General features: G+C 67.9%; 30 protein-coding genes and 2 pseudogenes. 9 read left to right on the forward strand and 23 right to left on the reverse strand.

All coding sequences use genetic code 11. From position 1 onward, the window contains the following. Nucleotides 1-10: 10 nt before the first annotated feature. On the reverse strand, nucleotides 11-265 hold the full coding sequence (locus F0344_RS18590; protein WP_258049996.1) for a BTAD domain-containing putative transcriptional regulator: 255 nt from the start codon (nucleotides 263-265) through the stop codon (nucleotides 11-13). 28 nt (nucleotides 266-293) lie between these two features. Then, nucleotides 294-1,163 (reverse strand): helix-turn-helix domain-containing protein, encoded by an 870-nt coding sequence (locus F0344_RS18595; protein WP_185299859.1) that lies wholly within the window; start codon nucleotides 1,161-1,163, stop codon nucleotides 294-296. A 140-nt stretch (nucleotides 1,164-1,303) separates the two neighbouring features. On the opposite strand from F0344_RS18595, the gene F0344_RS18600 reads away from it, so the two are divergent. Continuing rightward, nucleotides 1,304-1,720, forward strand: a complete 417-nt coding sequence (locus F0344_RS18600) for an SRPBCC family protein (protein ID WP_185299860.1) — start codon at nucleotides 1,304-1,306, stop codon at nucleotides 1,718-1,720. Nucleotides 1,721-1,868: 148 nt separating this feature from the next. On the opposite strand, the gene F0344_RS18605 is transcribed toward F0344_RS18600, so the two are convergent. Continuing rightward, nucleotides 1,869-2,561 (reverse strand): hypothetical protein, encoded by a 693-nt coding sequence (locus F0344_RS18605; protein WP_185299861.1) that lies wholly within the window; start codon nucleotides 2,559-2,561, stop codon nucleotides 1,869-1,871. 1,124 nt (nucleotides 2,562-3,685) lie between these two features. Here F0344_RS18605 and F0344_RS18610 point away from each other — a divergent pair. The 3 genes from F0344_RS18610 to F0344_RS18620 all read left to right on the forward strand — a co-directional run bounded on the left by F0344_RS18610 (nucleotide 3,686) and on the right by F0344_RS18620 (nucleotide 6,280). Beyond that, nucleotides 3,686-3,997 (forward strand): MerR family transcriptional regulator, encoded by a 312-nt coding sequence (locus tag F0344_RS18610; protein WP_185299862.1) that lies wholly within the window; start codon nucleotides 3,686-3,688, stop codon nucleotides 3,995-3,997. 619 nt (nucleotides 3,998-4,616) lie between these two features. Then, nucleotides 4,617-5,216 carry a hypothetical protein gene (locus F0344_RS18615; protein ID WP_185299863.1) on the forward strand — a complete coding sequence of 200 codons (600 nt, stop codon included), beginning with the start codon at nucleotides 4,617-4,619 and terminating at the stop codon, nucleotides 5,214-5,216. Between the two features lie 305 nt (nucleotides 5,217-5,521). After that, nucleotides 5,522-6,280: a polysaccharide deacetylase family protein gene (locus F0344_RS18620; protein WP_185299864.1), complete on the forward strand. Its 759-nt coding sequence runs from the start codon at nucleotides 5,522-5,524 to the stop codon at nucleotides 6,278-6,280. A 217-nt stretch (nucleotides 6,281-6,497) separates the two neighbouring features. Here the strand turns inward: F0344_RS18620 and F0344_RS18625 are convergent, their stop codons facing one another. The 10 genes and pseudogenes from F0344_RS18625 to tnpA all read right to left on the reverse strand — a co-directional run bounded on the left by F0344_RS18625 (nucleotide 6,498) and on the right by tnpA (nucleotide 12,909). Beyond that, nucleotides 6,498-6,803 carry a PD40 domain-containing protein gene (locus F0344_RS18625; RefSeq protein ID WP_185299865.1) on the reverse strand — a complete coding sequence of 102 codons (306 nt, stop codon included), beginning with the start codon at nucleotides 6,801-6,803 and terminating at the stop codon, nucleotides 6,498-6,500. A gap of 9 nt (nucleotides 6,804-6,812) precedes the next feature. Beyond that, a complete protein-coding gene (locus F0344_RS18630) occupies nucleotides 6,813-7,724 on the reverse strand; it encodes a F510_1955 family glycosylhydrolase (RefSeq protein WP_308460979.1) in 912 nt (303 codons plus the stop codon). Nucleotides 7,725-8,477: 753 nt separating this feature from the next. Further along, entirely contained in the window at nucleotides 8,478-8,879 is a 402-nt protein-coding gene (locus F0344_RS18635) for a PIN domain-containing protein (protein ID WP_185299866.1), read from the reverse strand. After that, nucleotides 8,876-9,124: a type II toxin-antitoxin system CcdA family antitoxin gene (locus F0344_RS18640; RefSeq protein WP_185299867.1), complete on the reverse strand. Its 249-nt coding sequence runs from the start codon at nucleotides 9,122-9,124 to the stop codon at nucleotides 8,876-8,878. Before F0344_RS18640 ends, F0344_RS18635 begins: the two co-directional genes overlap by 4 nt. A 307-nt stretch (nucleotides 9,125-9,431) precedes the next feature. Next, a pseudogene (locus F0344_RS36855) lies at nucleotides 9,432-9,635 on the reverse strand (hypothetical protein); the annotation flags it as partial. 99 nt (nucleotides 9,636-9,734) lie between these two features. Next, entirely contained in the window at nucleotides 9,735-10,025 is a 291-nt protein-coding gene (locus F0344_RS18650) for a hypothetical protein (protein ID WP_185299869.1), read from the reverse strand. 29 nt (nucleotides 10,026-10,054) lie between these two features. After that, complete coding sequence (locus F0344_RS18655) at nucleotides 10,055-10,420, reverse strand: hypothetical protein (RefSeq protein ID WP_030595201.1); 366 nt, start codon at nucleotides 10,418-10,420, stop codon at nucleotides 10,055-10,057. Nucleotides 10,421-10,449: 29 nt separating this feature from the next. Further along, complete coding sequence (locus F0344_RS18660; protein ID WP_103492353.1) at nucleotides 10,450-10,644, reverse strand: type II toxin-antitoxin system Phd/YefM family antitoxin; 195 nt, start codon at nucleotides 10,642-10,644, stop codon at nucleotides 10,450-10,452. A gap of 380 nt (nucleotides 10,645-11,024) precedes the next feature. After that, on the reverse strand, nucleotides 11,025-12,413 hold the full coding sequence (locus F0344_RS18665) for an ATP-binding protein (RefSeq protein ID WP_185302761.1): 1,389 nt from the start codon (nucleotides 12,411-12,413) through the stop codon (nucleotides 11,025-11,027). A gap of 67 nt (nucleotides 12,414-12,480) precedes the next feature. Continuing rightward, nucleotides 12,481-12,909 (reverse strand): IS200/IS605 family transposase, encoded by a 429-nt coding sequence (gene tnpA / locus F0344_RS18670; RefSeq protein WP_185299870.1) that lies wholly within the window; start codon nucleotides 12,907-12,909, stop codon nucleotides 12,481-12,483. 26 nt (nucleotides 12,910-12,935) lie between these two features. On the opposite strand from tnpA, the pseudogene F0344_RS18675 reads away from it, so the two are divergent. Then, nucleotides 12,936-13,600: pseudogene (locus tag F0344_RS18675) on the forward strand (RNA-guided endonuclease TnpB family protein); the annotation flags it as partial. A 643-nt stretch (nucleotides 13,601-14,243) separates the two neighbouring features. Here the strand turns inward: F0344_RS18675 and F0344_RS18680 are convergent. Beyond that, nucleotides 14,244-14,915 carry a nucleotidyl transferase AbiEii/AbiGii toxin family protein gene (locus F0344_RS18680; RefSeq protein ID WP_185299871.1) on the reverse strand — a complete coding sequence of 224 codons (672 nt, stop codon included), beginning with the start codon at nucleotides 14,913-14,915 and terminating at the stop codon, nucleotides 14,244-14,246. Next, a complete protein-coding gene (locus F0344_RS18685) occupies nucleotides 14,912-15,259 on the reverse strand; it encodes a transcriptional regulator (RefSeq protein WP_185299872.1) in 348 nt (115 codons plus the stop codon). Before F0344_RS18685 ends, F0344_RS18680 begins: the two co-directional genes overlap by 4 nt. A 584-nt stretch (nucleotides 15,260-15,843) precedes the next feature. Between F0344_RS18685 and F0344_RS18690 the strand changes: the two genes are divergently transcribed. Continuing rightward, complete coding sequence (locus tag F0344_RS18690) at nucleotides 15,844-16,260, forward strand: prevent-host-death protein (RefSeq protein WP_185299873.1); 417 nt, start codon at nucleotides 15,844-15,846, stop codon at nucleotides 16,258-16,260. A gap of 158 nt (nucleotides 16,261-16,418) precedes the next feature. Continuing rightward, nucleotides 16,419-16,682 (forward strand): hypothetical protein, encoded by a 264-nt coding sequence (locus tag F0344_RS35905; RefSeq protein ID WP_258049997.1) that lies wholly within the window; start codon nucleotides 16,419-16,421, stop codon nucleotides 16,680-16,682. Between the two features lie 412 nt (nucleotides 16,683-17,094). On the opposite strand, the gene F0344_RS35910 is transcribed toward F0344_RS35905, so the two are convergent. The 3 genes from F0344_RS35910 to F0344_RS18710 all read right to left on the reverse strand — a co-directional run bounded on the left by F0344_RS35910 (nucleotide 17,095) and on the right by F0344_RS18710 (nucleotide 18,003). Continuing rightward, a complete protein-coding gene (locus F0344_RS35910; protein ID WP_258049998.1) occupies nucleotides 17,095-17,238 on the reverse strand; it encodes a hypothetical protein in 144 nt (47 codons plus the stop codon). 175 nt (nucleotides 17,239-17,413) lie between these two features. Continuing rightward, nucleotides 17,414-17,779, reverse strand: coding sequence for a hypothetical protein (locus F0344_RS18705; protein ID WP_030595201.1), 366 nt, complete (start codon nucleotides 17,777-17,779; stop codon nucleotides 17,414-17,416). A gap of 29 nt (nucleotides 17,780-17,808) precedes the next feature. Then, nucleotides 17,809-18,003 (reverse strand): type II toxin-antitoxin system Phd/YefM family antitoxin, encoded by a 195-nt coding sequence (locus F0344_RS18710; protein WP_103492353.1) that lies wholly within the window; start codon nucleotides 18,001-18,003, stop codon nucleotides 17,809-17,811. 400 nt (nucleotides 18,004-18,403) lie between these two features. Here F0344_RS18710 and F0344_RS18715 point away from each other — a divergent pair, with 400 nt between their 5' ends. Then, nucleotides 18,404-18,913, forward strand: a complete 510-nt coding sequence (locus F0344_RS18715) for a transposase (RefSeq protein ID WP_258049999.1) — start codon at nucleotides 18,404-18,406, stop codon at nucleotides 18,911-18,913. Between the two features lie 114 nt (nucleotides 18,914-19,027). On the opposite strand, the gene F0344_RS18720 is transcribed toward F0344_RS18715, so the two are convergent. The 5 genes from F0344_RS18720 to F0344_RS18740 form a co-directional block, all read right to left on the reverse strand. After that, nucleotides 19,028-19,351, reverse strand: a complete 324-nt coding sequence (locus F0344_RS18720; protein WP_185299875.1) for a MazG-like family protein — start codon at nucleotides 19,349-19,351, stop codon at nucleotides 19,028-19,030. A gap of 27 nt (nucleotides 19,352-19,378) precedes the next feature. Beyond that, nucleotides 19,379-20,701: a UDP-glucose dehydrogenase family protein gene (locus F0344_RS18725; RefSeq protein WP_185299876.1), complete on the reverse strand. Its 1,323-nt coding sequence runs from the start codon at nucleotides 20,699-20,701 to the stop codon at nucleotides 19,379-19,381. 107 nt (nucleotides 20,702-20,808) lie between these two features. After that, nucleotides 20,809-22,041, reverse strand: coding sequence for a hypothetical protein (locus F0344_RS18730; protein WP_185299877.1), 1,233 nt, complete (start codon nucleotides 22,039-22,041; stop codon nucleotides 20,809-20,811). Nucleotides 22,042-22,432: 391 nt separating this feature from the next. Further along, nucleotides 22,433-22,756 carry a hypothetical protein gene (locus tag F0344_RS18735; protein WP_258050000.1) on the reverse strand — a complete coding sequence of 108 codons (324 nt, stop codon included), beginning with the start codon at nucleotides 22,754-22,756 and terminating at the stop codon, nucleotides 22,433-22,435. 178 nt (nucleotides 22,757-22,934) lie between these two features. Beyond that, entirely contained in the window at nucleotides 22,935-24,164 is a 1,230-nt protein-coding gene (locus F0344_RS18740; RefSeq protein WP_145764345.1) for a helix-turn-helix domain-containing protein, read from the reverse strand. A 295-nt stretch (nucleotides 24,165-24,459) separates the two neighbouring features. On the opposite strand from F0344_RS18740, the gene F0344_RS18745 reads away from it, so the two are divergent. Then, a complete protein-coding gene (locus tag F0344_RS18745) occupies nucleotides 24,460-25,302 on the forward strand; it encodes an NAD(P)-dependent oxidoreductase (RefSeq protein WP_185299878.1) in 843 nt (280 codons plus the stop codon). Nucleotides 25,303-25,602: the final 300 nt, after the last annotated feature.

Raw genomic sequence — 25,602 nt, forward strand, 5'->3', positions numbered from 1 at the left:
CCACCGAGATTCATACGAGCACCCACGACCGGACTGTTGCGGTACGCGTCGCCCTCGTCGGACGGCCCAGCCGGAGGCCGACGCCGATCCGCTCTTCGAGTACGCCGAGCCGCGACTCGTCGAGGCGGGCGGCCTCCGAGGCCAGAGCCGGGACGTCGGCGATCCCGGTGAACGCGGGTCCCCGCCAGATCCTCGAAACGCGCCGCGTCCAGTTCATCGCGGTCGGCACGCAGCAGATACCCGCCGGGCCGGTCAACCCAGTCACGCACAGGCGCTGTTGCGGTGTACGCGGATCACCCGGAATCCGAGGGGCCGCGCAGGTGTCCGTCCTGGTGCACGGGTGTCGGCGGGCGCGCGGCGAGGAGCCGACGCAGTGCCGTGGGTGTGTGGCCGAGGTACTGGCGCAAGGTCCGGCAGAGGTGGGCCTGGTCGGAGAAGCCGAGGTCGGCGGCGAGGGTGGCGAGGCTGTCCTCGCCCGCGTCCAGACGGTCGAGGGCCCGGCCGACACGGACCCGGTTGCGGTAGCGGGTCAGCGAGACGCCCAGCTCGCGGGTGAAGGAGCGGCTCAGACGGTACGGCGAGACGCCGAGGAGCTCCGCGAGTGGCAGAAGCCCCTCGGAGGCGGGGTGGGACGCGCCGATCGCATGCCGGGCAGCGGCGACGAGCGCCGCCTCGTCCCGGCCGGGACGGACACCGGGCGGAACGGCTCCGTCGACGGCCTGGCCGACGGTGGCGGAGAGAAGACCGAGTAATTCCTCGGTCACCGCATGGTCCACGTCGCCGGTGCGTGCGGACGCGCAGAGGCGGCGGTGGGCCAGGTCGAGACGGGCGTCCACGTAGACGCTCTGCCGAGCCGGGCGGGCGCCCTCACCGGCCACGACCCTCCACAGTTCGGGCGTCAGGCTGATCGATGTGCACGCGTCGCCCCCGGCGGCCGGGTGCGCGAAACGCTCCTCCTCGCCCGGGATGCCGAGATAGGCCACGGTCGGGTCGACATCGGCCGAGGTGCCGGCCGTCTGCCTGCGGAACCGGCCGCGGCGCACGAGTACGACCCGGTAGTCCTCGCGCACCTCCGTTTCCGACCACAGGGTGTGGTCGTCACGGCAGTTCACCGCGGTGACGCGGAAGCCGGGCCGGGTGGCGAGAACGGTGGAGGTGAGCACCCTCGAACGCTACGCCGGGGGTCGGACAGTCACCCCGCGCAAGAATCTTCAAGACCGGGACGGGTGGGACGAGGAAGCTGAGCGCAGCCCTTCACCCCGTACCGCCGGCGGGGACCGATCACCCGACAGGAGAAGCTCACATGGCTCACATCCACAAGGAATTCCTGATCGACAACTCCCCGGAGAACGTCTGGGAGGCCCTGCGCGAGGTGGGGGCCGTGCACCGGTGCCTGGCGCCGGGCTTCGTCACGGACACCCGCATGGAGGCGGACATCAGGATCGTGACCTTCGCGAACGGTCTCGTCGTGCACGAGCTGATCGTCGACATCGACGAGGAGGCCCGCAGGGTGGCCTACGCGGTGGTCGGCGGCGCGATGACACCGAAGCACCATCACGCCTCGATGCGGGTACTCGCCGACACCGGAGGGCGCAGCCGGTTCGTCTGGACGACAGACGTGGTGCCCGACGAACTCGGCGGCCCCATCGGCGAGATGGTCGAGCAGGGCGTGGCCGTCATACGGGAGACGCTGAAAGCCACCCCGGACGGTCAGCGGTAGTGTCGCCGCCCGTCCGCGTGCGCCTTCAGCCTGCCCACTGCCTCGCGCACCCCCAAGAGCCCAGGTGAACACCGTCAGACCGGCGTCGATGGGGCGCGGATACGCCGGAGTCACCGGCCGACCGGCCCCGCGCCCTTCACCAGCTCACTCACGGACGGCAGCCGAGGGTGCAGGCCAGGCGGAAGAGGTCGCGTTGCTGGAAGGAGGCCGCGGTCGCGTGGGAGAGGGCGTCGAGCTGGGGGGCGGCGAGGGCGCCCAGGGGGTTCTGGAGGATCGCGCCGGGGTGGTGGAGATCGTGGATCCTGGTGAGCCAGGCGAAGGAGCGCCGTCCGATCGGCTCGCCGGCGTCGAGCCGGCCGGAGTAGACGACGTAGCGCCCGTTGGGGGCTGTCATGACGGCCTTGAGACGGCCGCCGTCGCCGACGACGGCGGCCGGGCCCGCGACCGGTGCGAGGCCGTTGGCCGGGTCGAAGAAGTGGATACGCGCCTCGGAGCCCGCCTTGCCCCCGACCACACCCCACTCCGGCACGGCGAACAGCTCGGACAGCCGGACGGTGTCCCGTCGGGCCACCGGCTCCAGCCCGAGTTCGTCCAACCGCCATAGCGTCAGGCCGCCGTGGTTCCCCGCCGTGACGAGAAGGTCGTCGTCCGCGAAGATCGGTCCCGAGACGTCCGCGTGCTCCTGCGGTACGGCGGCGGCGGCCAGCGCCCTGGTGAGTGCGGCGTCGGTGGCGATGAGGCGGTGGCCGTCGCACAGGACCAGTCGGTCTCCACCGGGCGTCACCGCCACCCGGTTGAGTGCGAGGGCGCGGCGGGGGGAGGCGGTAGGGAGCCAGGCCAACAGCTCCGGTCCGAGCGGGACGCGGGGTGGCAGCCGTGCCGGGGAAGCCGTCGGACCAGCCGTAACGCGTCGGCCGGCGGCGCGGCGCAGACGACTTCCCAGTACGCGGACCAGTCCCGTAGTTCCGCGAGGCGCACGGCCTCGGTGCCGAGCACGGCGGACGACAGGGGCTGCCGGTACCGCGGTTCCGGCAGCCATCCGTGCACGCTCCTCCGGATTCTCCGGCAGGCCGACGGACCGCAGGGCCAGGCGGGGAGGCCGCGCTGTTCGCGCCATCGAGCCGTGCGTATCGATGCTGGTCGGACGAGGTGGCCTCGGCTGCCGCGGACCGCCCGCGCCTCCTCGGTGGTCGAGTCGGACTATCTCCCTGCCTAGCGCATGGAAATCTATCTCAGCGAGAGTAGACATTGGGTCGTGTGGTGGCTATGGTTTCTCTCGTAGCCGAGATCGAGCAAGGCCCGGCAGAGACGAACTGCCAGGTAGCAGTAACGCTTAGCCGCAAGACGGTGCGGTGGTGGAGTTCCGAAGCCAGGGTTGTTGCAGGACGGCGACGGGACTGACGACCGGACCGGGTGGCCCGCAGTGGTCAGGGGCCGCCAGAAGCAGGACAGCAGTTCACGCAGTACCAGATCAGTAGGTAAGTGAAGTTCGCGGTATCAGCAGTGCGGTACTCAGCGGTTCCTCGGTAAAGGCGTCGGCTGCGGGCGCGCGTGCCGGGAGGTTCGGCAGTGGGGTTCTGAGCCAGAGCAGATGCAGGACGGGCGACGGGGCTGGCTGTCGGAGAGTGGCGCTCTTTCAGGTCACCAGCAGTACGCAGTACGCATCACCGGAAGTACGCAGTTGCAGTGAAGTGGTCAGTTCGTCCAGAGGGAAGAACGGAGGAGCCTCGCGCCATCAGGATCGCCCGGGCGGAATGACTGGGCCCGGGTACCGCAGGACATCGATAGTGAGGTGGTCTCCGGTCAAGCAACCGCGATCCCCGCACACGCGACGGCATTGTGGTCGTGTCTGCGGAAACAGAGGGCCGGCGCAGTATCAGGGCCGGCAGATGGTGTAGCAGTTCCTTCGGGGCCCTGGTGCCAATGGCACCAGGGCCCCTCCACGCGTTCCGCAGAGAGGTGCAGATGACAGCAGACGACTCGTTCGGCCGTCTTGACGACGACGACTACCCCGCCTACACGATGGGTCGGGCCGCCGAGATGCTCGGCACCACGCAGGGATTCCTCCGTGCCATCGGCGAAGCCCGCCTGATCACGCCGCTCCGCTCCGCGGGCGGACACCGCCGCTACTCCCGCTACCAGTTGCGCATCGCAGCCCGCGCCCGGGAACTCGTCGACAACGGGACCCCCATCGAGGCCGCCTGCCGCATTGTCATCCTTGAGGACCAGCTCGAAGAGGCACAGCGCATCAATGCCGAATACCGCCGCACCGACTGATCGGTTGATTCACCACGTGCGTCGAACGGTGAACTCACGGCGCGGGGGCGCGGAGGCTGAAGTGCTGCGCACCCGCCGGACGCCGGCAGGTGCGCACACGCAGTAATCGACGTCGCATCGGTCATGACGGGACCCCACTCCGCGTTCCTGCCGCCCGCGCCCGATGGCAAAGGCGGTGCGGTTGGAGTCGTAGGCGCTGTCAGGCGATCTGTGAGCTCGTACCTCGGAAGTCCGTCGCGACGTCTCCTGACATGCGCGCCCCCTCTCAGCGAGTGTGGGCGATGAGGTGCTCGCCGCGGCTGCGCACGCGAGGGTCTGCCCCGGCCGGGAACACGAATGGGTCACTTCTTTCGGCAGGCCGCCATTCGCCAGGGCCGCTCGCATTTCACTTGGCCGCCGACCTGTTTCCGAAGCCGCCGAAACAGTGAACCCTTATTTCCCTACAGGGCTGCGTTTCGTCGACGATCGGAGAGGGTTTGACTGCCGCCTTTCGGATGGAAAGGCTCAGAGGGCCGACTTTATATCAGTGGGCTGCGCGGTGCGAGTAAAGAGACTGCCTCTTCGTTTTCGTGATATAGTCGAATGAATTTACAGGACGCCACGAAAAAAGGGGAATGGCGTGAATACCGAGAAGGTTGCGGCTCGACGTCTTACGGCTGGAGAGGCTTCAGAATTGGGCCTCCAGGACGCCATCTTCGTCTCGGCGGAGATGGATGGCCTTCCTCTCGACTGCTACGCCCCGGCTTTCCTCACGAAGCCGGGGAAGAATTTCGAGGGAGGGTCCTTCACCGCCAGGACGATTTTCGGTGAGGAAGTACATGTGCTTCCTGATAATGCCGAAGAGCGCGGGATCTGGATTGCGGACAAGGCGGGGGAAAAGATCGAGGTTCTCCAGAGCGCAGGCGTCCTCCTGAACCTCGCCCTCTTTGTGCCCGACGGTAGGAAGGAGTCCCTGGATTCGCTCTACGCCGCCGCACGGGAGGCGTTCGGTGCCGGGATCGTTCAGCGCTGGAGCGAGGAAACCGTCGCGGTGCCGGACGTCAAGGTCGACCTGTACGAGGAGCCGGCCCGGGGGCGGAAGAACACGAACGGTCAGAACCGCGATCGCCGGGCCCTGGACATCTTCCCGACCCGAGTGCGGTTCCTGGAGCCCAGCGAGGGCTGGAAGTTCGTCGTCGAACCGCACAAGGAGGTCGTCGATGAGACACCGACGATCTGACCTGATGTCAGATTAAGTCTCGATCTTCGCGGGAGCCCGTCAGCTTGTTGACGGGCTCCTCTTCGTCCGTGGCAGTCGGCGCCGGTGAAGTGCGACGTGGAACCGGACCGCCGCAGTTCCTCGCGAACGGCTCGCGGGTACGTCCGCGAGGCCGTTGGCCCCCTCGCCCGTCGCGGAACTCCCGCGTTTGTCGCCGGCCCTCTGCGGCTTCGTCTGCACTCCGTAACAGAGAGAACGCCTACGGGCGTTCGTATGTCTTCATAGGGGCACGGCATCGACGGCGGTAACAAAAGGGGCGGGCAGACATGGCAAAGCACAAGGGAAGGGGATGGCACGGCCGGCTTCTCGCGGCGGCGCTCGGGGTGACGGCGGTGGCCGCTGCCACCTCGGTGTGGACCGCCCAGGCCGACCCCGCCGGAGCGCGGCAGCCGCAAGCGCGTGTCGCCCCGCCCGTGACCAAGGTGGCGGCGGAGATCGCGCACGCCTCGGACCGCGGCGCACGGGGCGTCAACATCACCATCGACGACGGCCCGGACCCGGTCTGGACGCCGCGGGTGCTGCAACTGCTGAAGGACAGCGGGGTGAAGGCCACGTTCTGCATGGTGGGTACGCAGGCCCAGGCGTACCCGGACCTGGTCAAGGCGGTCGTTGCGGACGGGCACCGGCTGTGCAACCACACGGTCTCGCACGACACCACCATGGACACCCGGTCCGAGGCCTACCAGTCCCAGCAGATCCTGGATGCCGAACGCATGATCATCAAGGCGTCCGGAGGCGTCCGTTCGCAGTATTACCGGGCCCCCGGCGGTGCCTTCACCCCGTACAGCCGACAGCTCGCCGCGTCCCGGGGGATGCGACCGCTGGGCTGGAACGTCGACACCAAGGACTTCGAGCATCCCGGTGTGGACAGCATGGTCGCCACCGTCAAGAGTCAGATCTCCAACGGGCCGACCGTCCTCTTCCACGACGCGGGAGGGGATCGCTCTCAGACCCTGGCCGCTCTGCGCGAGGTGCTGCCCTGGCTCGAGCAGCAGGGGTACTCCTTCGGCTTCCCCGTGCGATGACTCCGGGCTCGGGGATCACTCGGCAGATGCTTCCGAGCTCTCCCGAACCGTCCATCGCGCCCGGCATCATGCTGCGTCCGGTGACTCGCCTTGGGCGGACGGCAGCAACGCGTCCATGCTCCTGCTGTCGCAGCCGTCCGTCGCGCCCGCCGTGCACCCCGCCGGCGACGGGACGGCCGGCCGCCGGCGCCAGCGGGGCACGCGGCCGGCGTCCCGGCTACCTGTTCAGCCAGTCGGTGGGGGTCACCGCCTGGTCCGTGAGGACCTGGAGGTTCTTTCCGCCGGCGGCGTCGACGGCGTAGGTGCTGTGGGTGTGGTCGAAGTCGTCCATGGCGCAGAAGGCGATCCGGGTGCCGTCGGGCGAGAAGACGGGGCCCTGGATGCTGCTGAGGGAGGTCGTCCAATGGCTCTGCAGCTCGGTGACGGCGCCGGTTGCTACGTGGACAGCGCTCGCGCCACCCGGCTGGCCGGGATGGAACGCGGCGCCGCCAGGGTGAGGCCATGCCCTGGCGGCGCTTTCCACCGGGGCGGGTCAGTGGGCGTCGCCGGAGGCGACCGCGAGTCGCTTCGTGAAGGACTTGCCGCCATCGGTGGACTCGTAGACGCCGTCCTGGCCGGCGGCCAGGACGCGCCGGTCGGTGACCGCTGTCAGCGCCTGTGCCTGCCCGCCGGGCACGGTGCCCGTCTTGTGCCAGGTGGTGCCTTCGTCGTTGCTTCGGTGCAGCCCGCCCCAGTCGTCGAGTCCGTACAGGGCGTCCGGTGTCGCCCAGGAGACGAAGGCCATGGCGGGTTGGCGGCCCGCGGCGAAGGTCGTGCCGCCGTCCGTGCTCTTCGCGAGGCCGTCGGCGGTGGTGGCCAGCACGGTGTCCGGGTCGCCGGGGCTCACGGCGATGTCCAGCGCCTGGATGCGGGCGCGGTCGTCCCAGGTGGCGCCGTCCTTGCTCACGCGCAGCAGGGCGCTGGTGCTGTCGTAGCCGTAGATGGCGCCCTGGGCCAGTTCGAGGGCGTGGAAGTCGGCCTCGCCGCCGAGGGAGCGGGGCTTCCAGGTCTTCCCGGCATCGGTGCTCTCGATCAGGCCGTGGTTGGCCTGGCCGGCGGTGGCGTCGGGGGCGGGGTGACCGCTGGCCAGGAACGTTTTCGCCCCGACCACGGTGAAGCCCATGAAGTCGTCCTCGCTGTCACCGACCCGTACGGCGGTGCCGCCCTTGCCGGTGGTGAAGAGGCCGTCGTGGGATGCGACGTAGAGCCGCTGGTCGGCGGGGTCGATGCCGAGGCCATGGACATGCCTGATCGGCGTCGCGTGCGCATCGTGGTCAGCGGCGGCGCCCTTGCCGGTGTCCGTGTGATCAGCTTTGTCCGTGGGGCCGGTGTTCGTGGAGCAGGCGGTCAATATCAGCGCGAGGACCGCTGTGGCCCCGATGGGCCACTTCCGCATTGCATTCATGATCCTTGTCCTTGCGAGGGGTGGGAACGGCGGGACTCGGAGCCGGTCGAGGATGCCCTGCGGCTGCTTGATCTGCCGCGAACGGCGAGCAGCAGGACCCCGGCGGCTCCATACCTGGGCTTCCTGACATGGCGACCGTAGCGGTTGGCACCGCCTGGTCTGTGCTGGTGCTGCTTGGCCTCTTCGGACACAGGTGGACCCGTTACCTCCATCCTGGATCTCTTCAGCCTGGTCCCTGACCGCGAACCCGACTGTTCCGGCTCCGAACTCCCCGGCCAGGGAAGCGAACTGCTGGCTGGTTGCATCCGCCCTGGCAGCCGCGATCCGAAGGGAAGATCACCGGACGGATGGGGCGAGGCGCCCGGCAAGCGGCTTCGGGAGCGCCGGCGACCAGGTCGGTCCGCAGGTGATCGGCGGTTGCCCACCGACCACTCGGCGGGAGGCGATGCCGATGACGGTGGCCAGGTAGAGCCAGCCTGGCGACTCGGCGGCGGCCACACTCCTCGCCCTCCGTTCTTGCTATCTCGCGACCACGAAACCCAGGTCACCACCACAATCTGAGGTCTCTACCGAACCCTGGGCGGTTCAGACCGCCAAGGGGCGGGGACGGGCGTGGTCCCGGGCAGTTCGGAGGTGTCGTGCGGAGCTCCGCCACCTGGTCGCTGGGGAGCATGACGGTGATGCGGGTTGTTGAGGATGCGCTGGCAGCGCAACGGGTCCTGCCAAGGTGCGTGCTCAGGATGGGCCGGCGGGTCAGAGAGGGATGATGCGGGCCCGGTTGCCGCAGAGCTTGGCCATGTCGTCGCTGTCGGACGTCAGCAGAGCGACGGGTTTCGGCTGGCGCAGGGCGACCTCGGCGACCGTGGCGTCGATGGCGTACTTGTGCCCGTGCAGTCCGACGCCCTTGAGGAGCTCCGCTGCCGCTTTCGCGGTTTGTTCGGTGACCGGCTCCACCTTGACACGGGACAGGGCCCAGTTCAGGCGAGGCACGTTGGTGCGTGAGTGGCTGACTTCCACGATGGTGTTCGCCCCGATCACCAGGTCGGCTCCCATGTCGTGGAAGACCTGCAGCATTGCGAGGAGCTTGCGGTCCTGCGCGATCCAGGCGGAGAGCCCTTCCGAGTCCAGGACGACGGTCTCGATGCGCTCGCTCACGCGGTGTCCGCGTTCTCGGAGGAGCCGGCGGCGCCGAAGATCTTCGCGTGGGCCTCGGCGAGCTCCTCGTCGCTGAAGTGTCCGTGTTCCTCCTCGTGCCGGCGAAGGTCGTCGCCCAGGAGCTGGTGCCGGATCTGGCGGGCTACGGCTTCCGCCACGTAGCCGGAGACGTTGTCCGTGAGCTTACGCAGCTCCGCGACCTGATCGCTGGGGAGCGTGACGGTGATGCGAGTCGTTGAGGACATTCGGTAAGCATACTGGAGTATGCGCGGGATGGTCCGGCTTCTGCGCGTGCGGGTGAGAACCCGCAGCAGTGCCTCTGGCGGGCAAGCGAAAGGCCCCGGTCGCTGACCAGGGCCTTAGCTCAAAGAGCGGGTGACGAGAATCGAACTCGCGCTCCCCTCTGTGTCGCGAGATGTGGTGGTGCGGGCGCGCTCAGGCAGAGTTGACGTCGAGGGTGAAGTCGAAGCTCCCCGCGCCATAGCGGCCCAGGCCGATCATCACCAGGCCCGTTCCCTCCAGCCGGCGCGCCATTCCCAGGGGGCCGGTGTCCATCGGGCGCATGCCGGAGTGGTCCCAGGTGAGGGCGACCGGGTGAGGTAGGTCGGCGGAGGTGGTGGTCTGTTCGCAGAGGGTGTTGCCGTCCCAGGTGAAGCTCACCTGCTCGGCCACGGTGACGCCGTCGGAAGCGAGCCGTTGTTTGGCGGTGTGGCGGCCGAGTGGATCGTAGAGGTAGCGCCATCGAGGCACGGGCGGGGCACGTCGACGGCAGGTCATCAACCTGAGGTTCTTCGCCGGAGCGGGTGACAGGAAAAGGAAGCCGCCCGTGGTGCAGACGCCGCGGTGGCGCAGACGTCAGGCCCAGAAGGCTTCGGTGACGACGATCTGTGGGTCGGCGTGGCGGCGCATGAAGGTGTAGATGAGCCAGCCGCGTCCGCCGGCCAGGTCCACGATGTGGGGGCCACCGGGGCTCGTGGAGGCCAGCGGTCGGACGGTCATCCAGTGCGGGAGCGAGGCATCGGCGTCGATTCCCCGAAAGTACGGGTCTTCGGCACTGACCAGTTCCGCACGGGCACTCATGACCAGGTCACTGCCTTCGGCGGGCATGTCCTGGAAGTCGTGCTGCGCCTGCTTCGTCCAGTCCATTTGCCAAGGCGGCCGGAGTGGTTCGTCGATCACTCTCCGGGCTTCCTCTCGGCGGCTTCGTGCCGGAGACGGCTGTACTCCTCCAGAAGCCGGATGGACTCCTCGGGGTCCTCGGACTTGGCGGCGCGGGCTTCGAGGTCGCGAAGGTGCGAGTCGAGGACGGGATTCCGCGCGATGGCGTACTGCGTCCACCACAGACGCATGAAGGCCGGCACGGGGGTGATGTTGAAGGCGTCGCCGATGACGCGCTTCCAGTGAGCCTCAAAGTCCGGGAGGAGGTGCGGAGTGTGTTCCTGAATCGCCAACCGAAGTGCTTGAGGCGTGTGTTCGGGCATGGGTGGCAACCGCAGGGGTTCCCCCTCGTACCCATCGAAGTGGAGTGCATGGGCGGGCATGGTTCGGGCTCCTTGGTATGGAGGGTGGGTCAGGCGGCCTCGTGCCGGTCCTCGTGCGACTGGTGCCGACGGGCCATCTGCTCGAACCACTCGGCCGGCACCAAGTAGGCGACCGTCTTCCCCTTACGGGTGATGGCGGCGGCCTCACCGGCGATCCGGGTCCGGTCCAGGATCTCGCCCATCCCCTTGCGCAGGTCGATGGTTGTGTACGTCTTCGTCTCCATACGCTGAAGCATATAACAACTATCATAGTTGACATATGTGCTCGTGGGGTGCTGGCGACCTGAAGAAGCCGACGGACGTGTTGGGTGCAGAACGGGTACACAGGGCGCTCGATCGGACTTGAGCAACACCAAAGCCCCAGGCTGTCGGCCTGGGGCTTCAGGTAGTGCTTCATAGAGCGGGTGACGAGAATCGAATTCGCGCTCTGAGCTTGGGAATCACCGGTGCTTTCCCCATCTGCTCGCGCTGTGACCTGCACCTCTGTCGCCAGAGGTTGCGATCCCCCTGGCCTATCAGCGCCGTGATTGACCGCTGGTTACCGCTCTGAAGGGCACGGATGGGGCACGAACGCGATTACTGCCGGGGAACGGCCCTGGGAGTGTCACGCCCAAGCGGTGATGAGGTCGTCGGGGGTGAGGCTGAGGATGCCCCTGGCGCTGCTTCCGCTGCGGGCGACGGCGAGCAGAGGGGTGGAGTCGTCGGTGCCGGGCAGCTGTGAGCGGTGGGTGACGAGGCGGGCGAGGTCGCGGTTGTCGAAGGGCTTGTTCTCCAGCCACTTGATGGATCCGACGAGGGTGATCTTCTTGGCGATGGGGGAGTGGTCGGCGCCGACGAGGTCGATTTCGGGGTCGTTGGTACGGGTCCAGTAGCCGCCGATCACGTTGGTGGCCTCGGGTAGCCGGTCGTCGGTCAGGCGCCATAGGGCCTCGCGGATCACAGGTTCGACGGCGCGGCCCCGCCAGGACGTCCAACTGGTGCGGATCGACTCGAGTACCCGGTCTCCACGCCCGCGCTCGATCATGGGGATGCCGGGTCCGATGAAGGCGAGCCAGAAGCGCAGGTGTGGGTCGGCGATGCGGTAGCGGCTCTCGCGGCTCGGCCTGGTGGACAGCGGAAGGTCGGCCGCCACCATTCGTCGGCTGGTGAGGAGCTCCAGGGAACGTTTCACGGAGCCTGGATTGAGGTCGCCGGCTGCCCGGCCGATGAGGGTGAAGGTGCGTTCCCCGTGTCCGATGGCGCTCAGCACGGTGCGGGCCTGTGCCTCGGTGGGGAACTCGGCGGCCAGAGTGCGCTCGCCGCTGACGAGGAGGGCGGATGTTGGGCGGACCAGTGCCTGCTCCAGGTAGTCCCAGAGAGTGGCACCCGGAGGCCATTCTTCAAGGATGAGCGGGAGACCGCCGGAGACAAGAAAGGCGTCGAACGCCTCAGCCGGCGGGAGGTCGAGCATGGCGGCGACCTCGGCCGGATTGAGCGGAGGTGCGACCATCTCGGTGCCGCGCTGGTAGAAGGGGCGACCGTAGGTGTTCAGCTGCTCCATCATCGCGATGTCCGAGCCGATGAGGACGAGCAGTACGGGGAGCTTGGACAACGTCCGGTCGAAGGCCTTCTGCAGCGCGCCCTCGAAAGTGGGGTCGTCGCGTACGAGGTAGGGCATCTCGTCGAGCACGACCACGCTGGGCGTGTCCTGAGGCAGGACACCGGCGAGCAGGCTCATAGCCGCGTCCCAGGTCTGCGGGGTGGCGAAGTCCGTGACACGGCCGGCGTCCGGGAGCGGAGAGGCGGCGAGTTCGGCGGCGAAGCCTGCAAGGTCCTCGGCCTTCGAGCCACCGACCGCGGTGAAGAAGACATGGGGAAGCTCGGTGCGTTCCAGGAACTCCTCCACGAGCCGGGACTTGCCGACGCGCCGCCGCCCTCGGATCAGCACGGCGCGACCGGGCCGCCCGCCACGGCCACCGGTTCGTACGGGGACCAGTAGGTCATTCAGCGGGATCTAGCGAGGAACCCCGGGCCTTCAGGCCCGGGAGGAATCGCTTCTCAAGATTGCTCTGACCCGCAGGTCACGACGGACGCTTCTGCTGCTCGATGTACTCCTTGATGACGGACAGCGGTGTTCCGCCACAGCTCGCCGCGAAGTATGAGGGCGACCAGAAGTGCGCGCCCCACAGGTAGCGGCGGATGTGGTCCGGGTACTCCTGGCGAAGCCTGCGGGCGGACACGCCCTTGAGGGAGCCCACCAGCTTGGAGATGGAAACTTTGGGCGGATAGTGCACGAGAAGGTGCACGTGGTCGCGTTCGCCGTTGAACTCGACCAGCTCCGTTTCGAAGTCGGCGCAGACGGACCGCATGACCTCCTCGCAGCGGCGAAGGATCTCGTCGGTGAAGGGTCCGTGCCGGTACTTCGGTGTGAAGACCAAATGAGCATGGAGAGTGTGGACAACCGTTCGACCCCTGTGAATATTGGGGTTTGGTTCCCAGCGTGGTGACATAGGTCAATTGTAGTACGATGCTCCGCATGAAGATCGTCGTGCAGGTCAAGCTGATGCCGGATGCCGTACAGGCGCCGGCCATCGGTGCGACCCTGCGCACGGTCAACGACCGCGCCACCTGGGTGTCGCGTTCGCACACGGTGTACCGCGTGAGTACGAACTGCGCAAGCACACCTACGCCGAGCTGAAAGCCTCCGGTCTTGGGGCGCAGGCCGCCCAGCACACGATCAAGAAGGTCCGCGACGCCTACACCACGCTGAAGGCGAACATCCGGGCCGGGAACCTGGGCAAGCCAGGGTCGAAGCGGCGCGTCAAGGCGGAGTCGAAGCCCATCGCGTTCCGGCCGGATGCGGCGCACCCGTACGACGACCGGTGCCTGTCCTGGCAGTACGACGCACAGACGGTGTCGATCTGGAGCACAGCCGGACGGTTGAAGGATGTCCGCTTCGCCTGCTCCCCGGATGCGCTCAAGACGCTCCGCGAGTACCGCAAGGGCGAGTCGGATCTGATCGAACGCGACGGAGTGTTCTACCTGATCGCGGTATGCGAGGTCCCCGCAGCCTCGGTCAATGAGAACCCGGCCGGGTTCATCGGCGTGGACCTGGGCATCGTCAACATTGCCACCACCTCCACCGGCTACCGAGCCGCCGGGCGCGGCCTCAATCGACACCGAAAGCGGCAGATCGTTCTTTCCTGTGGGCAGATTACTTGCATCAATGAAAGTTGCACAAATGCAATGCATTGCTTCCGCGCTCGTGGTCGCCGTCCCAAGAGGCCGAGGTCGGCTTGTATGCGGTCGACCTGTTGCGGCATGCCATCTCACCGGTGCCCCCGGGCTCGCCCTGGAGGCGCGTACTGGAGCCACGCTCAGGGACACGGGTGGACCAGGCCGGACAGTCGTCCGAGAAGGCCGCGCTGATCTATCAGCACTCGGATCACGAGCGGCAGAGAGAGATGACTGGCGGGCTGGACAAGATGCTCCGGGCCGCTCGCGGGAAGGGTGCTGAACAGCGGACAGATGGTCAAGGTGGTACGCGACGCTTGGGCCGATCTGGAAAGCAAGGAAGCCCGGGCCTCTGACCTGGGGCTTTCATATGGAGCGGGTGACGAGAATCGAACTCGCGCTCTGGGTTCGGGAAGCACCGCGCTCGCGCCGGCGAGCAGGCCGCTGACCTGGTTGGTGGGTCTGCGAGGGCGGTGCGGCGTGGGCTCTGGTGGCCGTGCTTGACCGCTGTTGTCAGCTCCGAAGGGCACGGATGGGGCACAGCAATTGCGGGGTGGTGCAGCCTGCCCCGAATCGCGTCCTTGCCGAGCGGCCGGCACCCGTGAGGTTGTCAGTCTTCGTGCGGAGCCTCCAGCTCCTGGAGTCGTTCGCCGATGTCGCTGGCCCATGTCTGTGCCCACTGCCGCAGCCTGGTGATTGCTTGCTCGTCGAGTCCGTAGGCGGCGAATTCCGTGTCGTCGATCCAGTCGGCTCCGCCCAGTCGAGCTTGCAGCTCGCTCAGGTCGAAGGAGTCGCGGGCATGGCGCCGTCCGAGCTCTTCGAGTTCGACGTGACTCCAGTGGTTCGCTGCGGCCTGAACGTCGATCAGGTCTCTGGCGAGCCCGCGGTCGGACAGCGCGCGGACCTTGGTTCCGACGACATCTTCGAGTGACAGCACCAAGCCGTGCTTGGTGTGCACAGGCGGTCGCCAGAGGGCTTCCTTGAGGATGTCGACTTCGCACTCTTCACGGCTGGTGGGATCGGTGACGATCAGGCGCGCGGACAGCGGGTCTGTTTCCAGAGCACTGACCTGCCACCCGCGCTGCTCCAAGCCGATGCGCACGGCAGTCGCAATGTCCTCCATGCGCTCGGGGTTCTCGGTCGCGACGTCGAGGTCCTGGCTGAGCCGGTCGACCAGGCCGTGCGCCTGGACCGCGTAGCCGCCGGTAAGCGCCAGAGGGTAGGAGCCGCCTACGGCGAGCACGTCTGCAAGCAGGCGACGGTGCAGGTCGGTGAGGTTCACGCAGCGGCCCGGGCGCTGTGGGCGAGTTCGTCGAAGGAGCGTTCCCAGACTTCACGGACATCACGGCTGATCAGTGTGCGCAGTGTGGGCCACAGTCTGATGAGAAGGCCGCGATTGAGGTACTGGACCAGGTCGTCGTGCCGGCCCTCGGCCAGGACGATTCGGTAGTAGCTCATCCGCAGCCGCGGCTGATCGAGGTCGAACGTGGTCAGTCCCGACCACGCCAGGTGAAGTGGCAGGCTCACTGTGCCGTGCTCGGGGCCAGCAAGTTCGGACAGTGCTGCGGGCGCGCGCCGGGCGAACTTGGCACGGCGAAGATCGGAAAGACTGGGCTGGGATGCCATACGCCGATTATCCAGGGAGAGGTCACCGGGGCCGACCGGACGGTGACAAGGTGCTGCATGGAAAAAAGCCCCCGGCCGCTGGCCTGGGGCTTTTTCATGGAGCGGGTGACGAAAATCGAACTCGCGCTCTGAGCTTGGGAATCAACGGTTCTTGACCTGTCACAGTGGCCCTGGCCTGCATGTTTTCCCGGAGGGAGGGAGATCGGTGTGGCCTCTGGCAGCCGTGCTTGTCCTCTGTTGTCCGCTCCGAAGGGCACGGATGGGGCACGGCGACCGGGAGGGGCGGCCCTCGGCGCATGCCGAGCGGGTGGCGGTCATGTACTACCCCTGTGAGCCGTGCGCAGTGGCACGGAGCGCTCGGAGGGGTGCCGTGAGGGGCGGGTCGCGGCAGTGATTCGCTCTGGCGGCGATCGTGGTCAGCCTGTGGGGCCCTTACTCCAGCCGCAGGCAGCCGCAGTGGACGGCCCGCTGCGGCTGCCTGCGGAGCCCGTGACCCAGTCGAGCCTGAGGCGTCTGGAGTACGTAACGTACTTGACGTACTTGCTGAGAGAGGGCATCCTGATAGGGACCCGGAGGAGGGCACCATGTCCGCAGTGCACTACGAGAGCTACACCGAGGCGCGGACGCACCTCAAGGATCTTCTTGACGCGGCGGGCGAGGGCCGGGTGGCGACAGTGCGCCGGGACACTGGCCGGGCTGCGGTCGTGGATGTTGAGCGACTGCGCCATTACCTGTCACTGGTCTGCTCGGCGAGGGCGCAGGTTGTCGCGGAGTCCGGAGGCTGGTCGATCTTCATCCCGGGGCTCCCAGTAGCAGCGGACGGGGCGTCCTTTGATGAGGCCATCAGTGAAATGGTCGATGCTCTCCGTGAGTATGCCGAGGATTGGCAGGACCGTCTGCGCACAGCCCCTAACCATCAGGACAACTGGGGTCTGGTGCAGCTGATCGCTCTGAGCGATGACCAGCAGCTTGCCGACTGGCTGGTTGGAACAGGCCGGTGAACCGACCGCAGCCGGACCGTGAGCGTCATGAGAGGTTCTGTGCCGTCGAGAAATGGGAGCGCGTACGAGACGCGCGCGGGCGCACCGGAACTCATCACGTCACCTACGAGCTGACGCTTCACGATGCGCGGACCCTGCGCACGAGGATTTCCCACCCGGTGGACCGCACGGTCTACGGCGCGGGGATGTGGGGTCACATCCTGCGGGACCAGCTCGACGTCTCCGAAGGTGAATTCTGGGACTGCGTGCTCGATGGCCGGCTCCCGGACCGGGGAGCCCCGGAGGTGCCGAAGGAAGCCCTGCCTGCGGACCTGGTGCATTTGCTGATCCATCGGGTCGGTCTCGCAGAGGAGACGGTTGCCGAGTTGACCAAGGAAGATGCGGTGGCTCGGCTCCATCAGTACTGGACCGAGGGAACCTGAGTACAGGCGGGCAACAGGCAAATCCACCACGCTTGCCCGGCGCGGGGTGCCGTTGATGCCCCGACCTTCGGGTGGGCGGGACCCCCTGAAACTCCGACCTCTGGATGACGAAGAGAGGCCCAGGTCGCTGACCTGGGCCTTAGTTGTGGAGCGGGTGACGAGAATCGAACTCGCGCTCTGAGCTTGGGAATCAACGGTTCTTGCACTGCCATGGTGGCTCTGACCTGCATTTTTGGCTGGATTGGGTGAGGTCGGCGAGGTCCCTGGGTGCCGTACCTGACCGCTGCTGTCCGCTCCGAAGGGCACGGATCGGGCACGTCGACGGATGGTCATCAACCTGAGGTCGTGTGCTGGAGGAGGGTGACAGGAAAAGGAAGCCGCCCCTGGTGCAGACGCCGCGGTGGCCCACCCGTCAGGCCCAGAAGGCTTCGGTGACGACGATCTGTGGGTCGGCGTGGCGGCGCATGAAGGTGTAGATGAGCCAGCCGCGTCCGCCGGCCAGGTCGACGATGTGGGGGCCACTGGGGCTCGTGGAGGCCAGCGGTCGGACGGTCATCCAGTGCGGGAGCGAGGCATCGGCGTCGATTCCCCGAAAGTACGGTCTTCGGCAGTGATCAGTTCCGCACGGGCACTCATGACCAGGTCACTGGCTTCGGCGGGCATGTCCTGGAAGTCGTGCTGCGCTTGCTTCGTCCAGTCCATTTGCCAAGGCGGCCGGAGTGGTTCGTCGATCACTCTCCGGGCTTCCTCTCGGCGGCTTCGTGCCGGAGGCGGCTGTACTCCTCCAGAAGCCGGATGGACTCCTCGGGGTCCTCGGACTTGGCGGCGCGGGCTTCGAGGTCGCGAAGGTGCGAGTCGAGGACGGGATTCCGGGCGATGGCGTACTGCGTCCACCACAGGCGCATGAAGGCCGGCACGGGGGTGATGTTGAAGGCGTCGCCGATGACGCGCTTCCAGTGAGCCTCAAAGTCCGGGAGGAGGTGCGGAGTGTGTTCCTGAATCGCCAACCGAAGTGCTTGAGGCGTGTGTTCGGGCATGGGTGGCAACCGCAGGGGTTCCCCCTCGTACCCATCGAAGTGGAGTGCATGGGCGGGCATGGTTCGGGCTCCTTGGTATGGAGGGTGGGTCAGGCGGCCTCGTGCCGGTCCTCGTGCGACTGGTGCCGACGGGCCATCTGCTCGAACCACTCGGCCGGCACCAAGTAGGCGACCGTCTTCCCCTTACGGGTGATGGCGGCGGCCTCACCGGCGATCCGGGTCCGGTCCAGGATCTCGCCCATCCCCTTGCGCAGGTCGATGGTTGTGTACGTCTTCGTCTCCATACGCTGAAGCATATAACAACTATCATAGTTGACATATGTGCTCGTGGGGTGCTGGCGACCTGAAGAAGCCGACGGACGTGTTGGGTGCAGAACGGGTACACAGGGCGCTCGATCGGGCTTGAGAAGCCGTAGTTCAATCGATCATGTGGTCTGGCGGTCGAGCTGATGTTCTGTGCATCGGTCCCGGGTGGGTGATCCTCGTGCGGTCGAGGCATGAAGACAGGGCCTCTTGGAAGCGAGTGGTTGTTGAGATCACCGTTTCCAGGAGGCCCTGTTGTTCCAGTTCACCGCATCGATGGGTCCGGAGGCCAGTGGTTCGGCGCGGTCGTGTGACTGTCTCGCGCGCGTGTACGGAAACGCGTCCGATCAGCCCGAGCGTCGACGCCGGTATCCGACGGATATGTCGGACGTGGAATGGGCGCGGGTGCGCCCGTTGCTGCCGGTCCCGGCTTGGCTGGGCAGGCGGGCGGGCCGGCCGGAGTCGTATTGCCACCGGCAGATGATCGACGCGGTCCGCTACCTCGTCGACAACGGCATCAAGTGGCGGGCGATGCCCGCGGACTTTCCCTGCTGGGAGCGGGTGTATGCGTTCTTCCGCCGGTGGCGGGAGCACGGGTTGATCGCCGAGTTCCACGACCGGCTGCGCGAGCAGGTCCGGACGCGGGCAGGCAGGAACCCGCAGCCGAGCGCGGGGATCGTGGACTCGCAGTCGGTGAAGGCCGCCGCCAACGTTCCGGCCGCCTCACGTGGTTACGACGGGAACAAGAAGATCAACGGGAGGCGTCGGCACATCGTGACCGACACCCTGGGGCTGCTGCTGAGCGTGCACCGGAACCAGCCCGCGCAGCCCCACCGGGGGCTCTCCCGCCAGGGCCCCGGCAGGGGCCCTACGGCTCCCACCGCGTCGTAGAACCACACATGCTCGCGTGAAAGGGGCTGACATCGCTGTCACGGCAACGTTGGCCCCTGAGTGTGATCGCCGACCGCGCTTCGCAGGTGCGGTCGGCGGTGGGTTCGGAGATCGTCAGGCCGCAGCCTCTCGGCCCCTGCGCGTCCGACGGTGGAGGATCTCGTCGAAGGTGGCGCGGGCGCCTGTGGGGTCGATGTAGTGCATGGCCAGGAGGGCGGCGATGACGGCGCCGACGAGGTCGTTCTGGACCTCGGACCAGGCATGGTCGTCACCGCAGGTCGTGAGGCCCTTCAGGCCGTGGAGGGCGTGCATGGCCTCGCCGGCCTCCTCGGCGACCTTCCCGACCTGGAGGGCCTTGAGTTCCTCGTCGGGCAGATGGGCGCCAGCCGCTCGGCAGACGGCGGAGAGCTTCTCGATGTTGTCCCACAGGGTGTCCATGGCGGACCTCCGGGTCGATGGGTTCGGCTATTCCTGTGCGGGTCGTCCGAGCTGGCGTACGGTCCATCCGGCCATGCGCCAGGCGTCGGCGTCGATGAGGTTGCGGAGGTCGACGAGGACCGGGGCCGCGACCAGTGGGGCGAGGGCCTTGGGGTCGGCCTCTCGGAAGTGGGGCCACTCGGTGGCCAGGACGATCAGTTGGGCGCCCTGGACGGAGTCGTCGAGGGCTTCGGCGTAGTCGAGCTCCGGGTGTCGGCGCAGTGCCGTGGGCACGGCGTGCGGGTCGTGGACGGTGACGGTCGCACCGCGCTGGTGCATGAGGGCGGCGATCGCCAGGGCCGGGGATTCGCGGACATCGTCGGTGCCAGCCTTGAAGGAAGCTCCCCAGACGGTGACGCGTACGCCGTCGACGGGGTGGCCGAGGGTCCGCTCGATGAGCTTCAGCGCAGCGGTGGGGCGGGATTCGTTGACCTGCTCTGCCGCCCGCAGGAGGATTGCTGCCTCGGTGGCTCCGAGGGTGCTGGCTGAGGCTGTGAAGGCGCGGACGTCCTTGGGGAGGCAGCCGCCGCCGTAGCCGGGGTCGGCGTTGAGGCCGCCGCGGCCGATACGGGGGTCGAGTCCGATGGCCTCGGTGAGCTGCTGGACGTCGGCTCCGGCAGCGGTACACATGTCGGCGACACCGTTGATGAACGAGATCTTCATGCCGAGGTAGGCGTTGGCGGCGCCCTTGATGAGTTCGGCGGTGGCGGGGTCGGTGACGAACAGCGGGATCCCGTTCGCCAGGAGAGGTGCGTAGACCTGGCGTACGGCGTCCTCTGCGCGGGCCGAGGGGACGCCGACGACGATCCGGTCGGGTCGCAGGGTGTCGTCGATGGCGTGGCCCTCGCGGAGGAACTCCGGGTTCCAGACGACCTCCACGTCCTCACCGGCCGGGGAGAGACGCGCGAGGAGTGCGCCGAGGTCGCGTGAGGTGCCGACGGTGACGGTGGACTTGCCGATGATCACCGTCGGACGAGACAGGTGCGGGGCGAGGGCGCGGGCGGCGCCGAAGACCTGTCCGGTGTCGTAGCTGCGTCCGTCCGCGTCGATCGGCGTGCCCACGGCGAGGAAGTGGACGTCCGCGAACTCGGCCGCCTCTTCGAGGCTGGTGGTGAACCGCAGTCGTCCAGTGGCGGTGTGGGTGCTGAGGAGTTCGGGCAGGCCGTCCTCGTAGATAGGGCACTCGCCGACGTTGAGACGGTCGATCTTCGCCTGGTCCAGGTCTACGCCGATGACCTCGTGGCCGATCTCGGCCATGGCAGCGGCGTGGGGGATGCCCAGGTGACCACAGCCGATGACGGATACGCGCATGGGGTCGACGCTCCTTTCCTTGCCTCTCGCCCGCCCGGGGAGTCCGGGCCGGCCGGGTGCGTCACGCTAGCGCCACCACCCGGCGCGGCCCTCTTCGTGCAGGTCAATCAACCAGCCTGCTGCTTCAGGAGATTGACCAGTGCGCGCAACGCCTCAGCGGCGGTTGCCCGGCACACCAAGTCACCGTCCTGGGGCCCCTCCAGCGGGTACGGCATGAACTGGCCGTCGTGCCAGAAGCCCTCCGGGTCCAGATAGACGACCTGCATGCCGCGAGCCCGGGCACGAGCCTGGACCTTGCGCCGGTCGGCGTGCAGGCCGACGACGAGGAGTGCCTTGGCGCCGTCGACCCACTCGACGTCGGGTACGGCTTGGTCGTAGCGGCGCATGAAGCACTCGTCGAGCCCGGCCCGCGCGGCGAGCACGTCGAAGTTGTTGGTGATGACCGGACCGACGAGGTGCCCGGCGTCCTTCAGTTCCTTCAGTGCCCACATGGCTGGGGTCGGCTCGGCCAGGAAGCAGGCACGGAACATCTCCACGAATTCCGCCGTCTTCTCCTCCGGCTCCGTCAGCACCTCATGGAGGAGCGGGTCCGCTGTCGGGGAGAGGGTGAAGCGGTGCTCCCGCGGCTCGTGGCCCTGACGGTCGGTGACCCGGTAGATCTCGTGGAGCCGGTGCAGGGGCGGGATGCCCGCCTCGACCGACGTACCGCATCCGATCTCCACCTGGAACGGTCGTAGGTTCGCGAGGACGGATAGGTCCGGCACGCGGGTCGGCGTGCCGGGGCGGTCTTTGAACCGGATTCCGGTGGAGAGCACGTTCCACGGCAGTTGCCGGACAGCGGGCGGCGGCGCGTAGGACACAGAGGCGATCTGCACGTCCAGGCTCCGGTAGCCGGCTGGGAGGGTGCGGCCCGCAGAGGCGTCCTGGGGGTGGACGTCGTGCTCGGTGATCCGGCACTTCAGATCCCGTCGGGTCCATAAGAATCCACCGGGAGCCTCCTTCCAGCCGCCAGCGGCGAGCGAATCCCACAGGGCGTCGTGGTGCGCGGCGACCTCGTCGGCCGGGGCGGACGCGGAGTGATAGAGGTACAGGTCGGTCAAGCCGATGGCCGGCGCAGCCGTGGTGGGCACCAGTCCGTACCGGTAGCGGTAGTGGATGATCCGCCGCCGTGCGTCGTCGGAGGCCGCCCAGCCGGACTGGCCGGCGGTGGCCTTCTCCTGGGTGCGGCGCCAGATGCCTTCCTCGATGTAGCGGGGGCGGTCGGCGTCGCCGAAGTACGTCTTCCAGACCTGCTGCTGGTCGGGGACGAGCTGGTCGATGACGATGTACGGGATGTCCATGATCCCTCCCTGTGGAATCACGCGTGGATGTTCCAGATGGCTGACGAGGTGCAGGCCGTCCCGCTCCGGGCAGCCGAAGCCGCGCTGGGCGGGGCGGTTCTTCAGCGCCGCTCGACGAGAGAGCAGCCTGGGAGGCTCCGGCGGTCGAGCGCGGGCAGACGGCGGCGGTGCCGGGAGCGGCCTCAGCGGTCGGAGGGCAGGCTCGCGTCCGGTGCGACGGCGGTGGGCCGATGGCCAGCTCCTTCAAGGAGCGGGCCGGCGTGCTCACGCAGTGCCCAGGCCGGTCCGACCAGGCCGGCGACGGCCAAGAACGTGAGCGCGATTCGACCTCCGTGGTCGGCGCGTGCGGTTGTGGACGCGGCGATTCGGGCATGGCGGCGCCGTGCCCCGGTCACGAGGTGCCGCCGAGGGCGCGTTCGTGTGCATCCAAGAGGCGGCTGGTCTGCGCGTACAACCGCTCCAGCTCCGCCGTGGTGAGGATGAGGGCGCCGTTGAGGGGCGAGCCGTCATCGAAGTGGAACTCGACGGGAACTGACCCTTGCCGGGCCCTCGGGTCGTAGACCGCGTCCCGGCCGGCCAGCAGCGTCGCGTGGGTGGCCTTCACCGGCACGGGCCTGAGCGTCGTCCCGTCAGCGGGCGCGGACCACTGGGTCCCGCCCCCGGGAGGGCGCAGGTGGTAGGTCGTGGCGGAGCCCTCACCAGGGAGGGCGACCACGACCCCCACACGGTCCTCGCGGGCACTGTCGGTGGCGAGGTCGCCGAGCCGGGGAATGAAGGGAGCTGCGGTACCTAACCCGGCTCCCTGGGATGGGAGGTGGGGAGAACGTCGTGGCGTCATGCCCTGAAGTTAGGGGCCGGCCAACCCTCGAATATGAGCCGGAGGAATACGACCTCTATCCGTCCAGGTGGAAGCGGTCGGACATGCGCCGCAGCTTCTCCCGCGTGGCTGCTCGTTCCGCGTAGACGATGCTGCGAAGCGTCGAACGGGCGATGGGGTGGTTCCGTACGAGCTGGGGCGCGATCCGCTCGGCTGTCTCCAGTTCGGCCAGGGCCTTTCCCCGGTTCCCGTCCCACAACCAGGCTCGCGCGACATCCATGTGGTGATGTCCCTGGCGGGAGTTGGGCAGCGAACCCACCAGTCCCGGGCTGGTACGGCGGTTTATCTCCAGCGCCTTGCCCTGCTTGCCCATCTCCAGCGCCACGCTGATCGCGTGGATCTGCACGTTCCCGGCGGAGAACGTCAGCGAATGCCGGTCGTACACCGGTGCCCCGACATACGCGTCCATGCGCTCGGCAGCAGCCTTCGCGTGTCCGATCCGGTCCTCGGCCTCCGAGGCGCGGCCGGCTCGGGCGGCGGAGACCGCAGCCCGTAGCTGCAGCGTGCCCCAGGCCCGCACGGCCAGCGGCTCACCACGGTCGTACTCCTGCTCCACCGAGGTGATCGCCTTGTCCGAGAGCGTCAGAGCGTCGGCCCAGTCAGCCGTCGCCCACATGTCCCAGACCCTCATCCAGTCGGCGACGGCGGGCAGCACCGGATCTCCCGACAACCTGGCTGACCAGGCGGCCCGCTCGCAGGCCATGGCGACCAGTTCGGGGTGCCCGAGGGAGTGGGCGGCGGTGTGCGCGAACTTGCAGCACACGGCGTAGATGGCATACGCCTCCTCCCGCTCGTGCCCCTCCGACTCCTCAGCCAGGGCGCGCGCCTCGCGGAACAGGTCCGGGAGAACGCGGAGAATCGCCACGTTGGAAGCGGTGTCCCGCAAGCGGTGCAGCCGGGTCACCTCACGCCACAGCTGTGATGCGGGCCGCGGAGCCCCGTCGAAGACGGGGACGAGGTCGTAGCGGCGCAGCTCGCGCAAGATCGACGAGGCGGCAACCTGCCACTGGTTGTCGTCTGGGGAGCTGCTGTACGGCCGCCCGATCAGGTCGTTCGGATGGACGTGCAGCTCCGCGGCCACCTGGTTGAGCAGCCCGACCCTGTCCAGCTCGATCAGGCCACGTTCCATCTTCGACACCCAGCCCTGCGACTTCCCCAGGGCCGTCGCAAGGTCGGCCTGTGGCATACCCAACCGCAGCCTCGCCCTGCGGACGCGCTTGCCGATCTCCTCGGCTTCCTCCAGCATCAGGACACCTCCCGGCCGCCGGACGATCCGGCGCGATCGCCGGTCTGTCCGTACAGAGTTCGTCTCCAGCACGGTACCCATGACGCGGCTTGCGCGTGAGACGAGCTGCCGGGACAGGGGTGCCACAGCCGTGTTCCCTGCTTCGCCATGAAGGGCCAACACGAGGCAGGGGAACTTTTGCCTTATCGGCGACCGGCTCGTCCGAGCCAGGTGCTGAGTTCTCCGTCGTTGCTGCTACGGCAGCGGATCATGTTGATGAGGAACACACCACGTCGCATTTCGCCGGAGGCAGCCAGTGACCGTCGTGACCGTCTTGCACCCGGGATCTATGGGCGCGGCGGTCACCGCCGAGCTTGTCGCCGGCGGCCATGAGGTGCTGTGGGTGCCCAAGGAACGCAGTGAGAACACGTGGCGCCGCGCGAGGGAGGTCCGCGCCACAGCTTGCGACTCGCTCGCGGAAGCGTTGTCCCGTAGCGCGGTCGTTCTCTCGGTCTGCCCACCGCAGGCGGCGGAAGACGTGGCAGCGGCCGTGGCTGCGCACGCCTTCGCTGGGGCGTACGTCGATGTCAATGCCATCAGTCCCCAGCGCGTACAGCGCATCGCGGAGGAGATCCGCCCCGGCTCCGGGGTCGTCGACGGCGCCGTCTTCGGTCCGCCGCCAGGTGAAGGGCGTACGGCACGGCTCTATCTCGCAGGGGTCGGCTCCGCCGTCGACCTGGTGGAGCCGCTGTTCACGGACTCTTCGTTGGATGTGTGCCGGGCAGGCGAGGCCATCGGTTCGGCTTCCGCCCTGAAGATGGCCTTCGCCAGTTACCAGAAGGCCGCTCGTACTCTCGCGGGGGTCTCCCACGCGCTCGCACACGCCCATGGAGTCGGCGACCAGCTCACAGCTGAAGCCGAGATCATGGTCTCGGCGATCCTCTCCGATCCGGGGTACCTGCCGAGCGTGGCTGCCAGGGCCTGGCGCTGGGCGCCTGAGATGGAAGAGGTCGCCGATACTCTCCGGGCGGCCGACCTGCCCGCGGACATGGCCGAGGCCACGGCTCGGGCCCTTTCATTCTGGGAGCAGGACAAGGACCAGTACGACTTGCCGGTCGCGCAGGTTCTCTCTCAGCTCCGGTCGGGAAGAACCGCTTGACCCTGCTTCCGCTGAGAGTGCCTGCCCAGGGCTGATCACCTACGCCGAGGCCGAGAGGTAGCGGTGGGTGTGGCCGGTGTCGCAGGCTGCGGGAGAGCTACGGGGCGTAGGACGGTGCTACGTGCCTGTGCCGCCTGAGCTTGCCGCCTTGGAGCGGGCCTCTGCGAGAGCCGTTGTACGCGCCAGGCCAGTGTGTGTGCTGGGGAGCGGGCGTCGTCGAGGGCGCGTTCGTCTGCCGCCTGCTGCAATAGCCGGCCGGGATCGTGGCCTGCGGTCTCCGCGGCGGCCAATGCGGTGGTC

The sequence above is a fragment of the Streptomyces finlayi genome (genome assembly GCF_014216315.1).
Lineage (GTDB): Bacteria > Actinomycetota > Actinomycetes > Streptomycetales > Streptomycetaceae > Streptomyces > Streptomyces finlayi_A.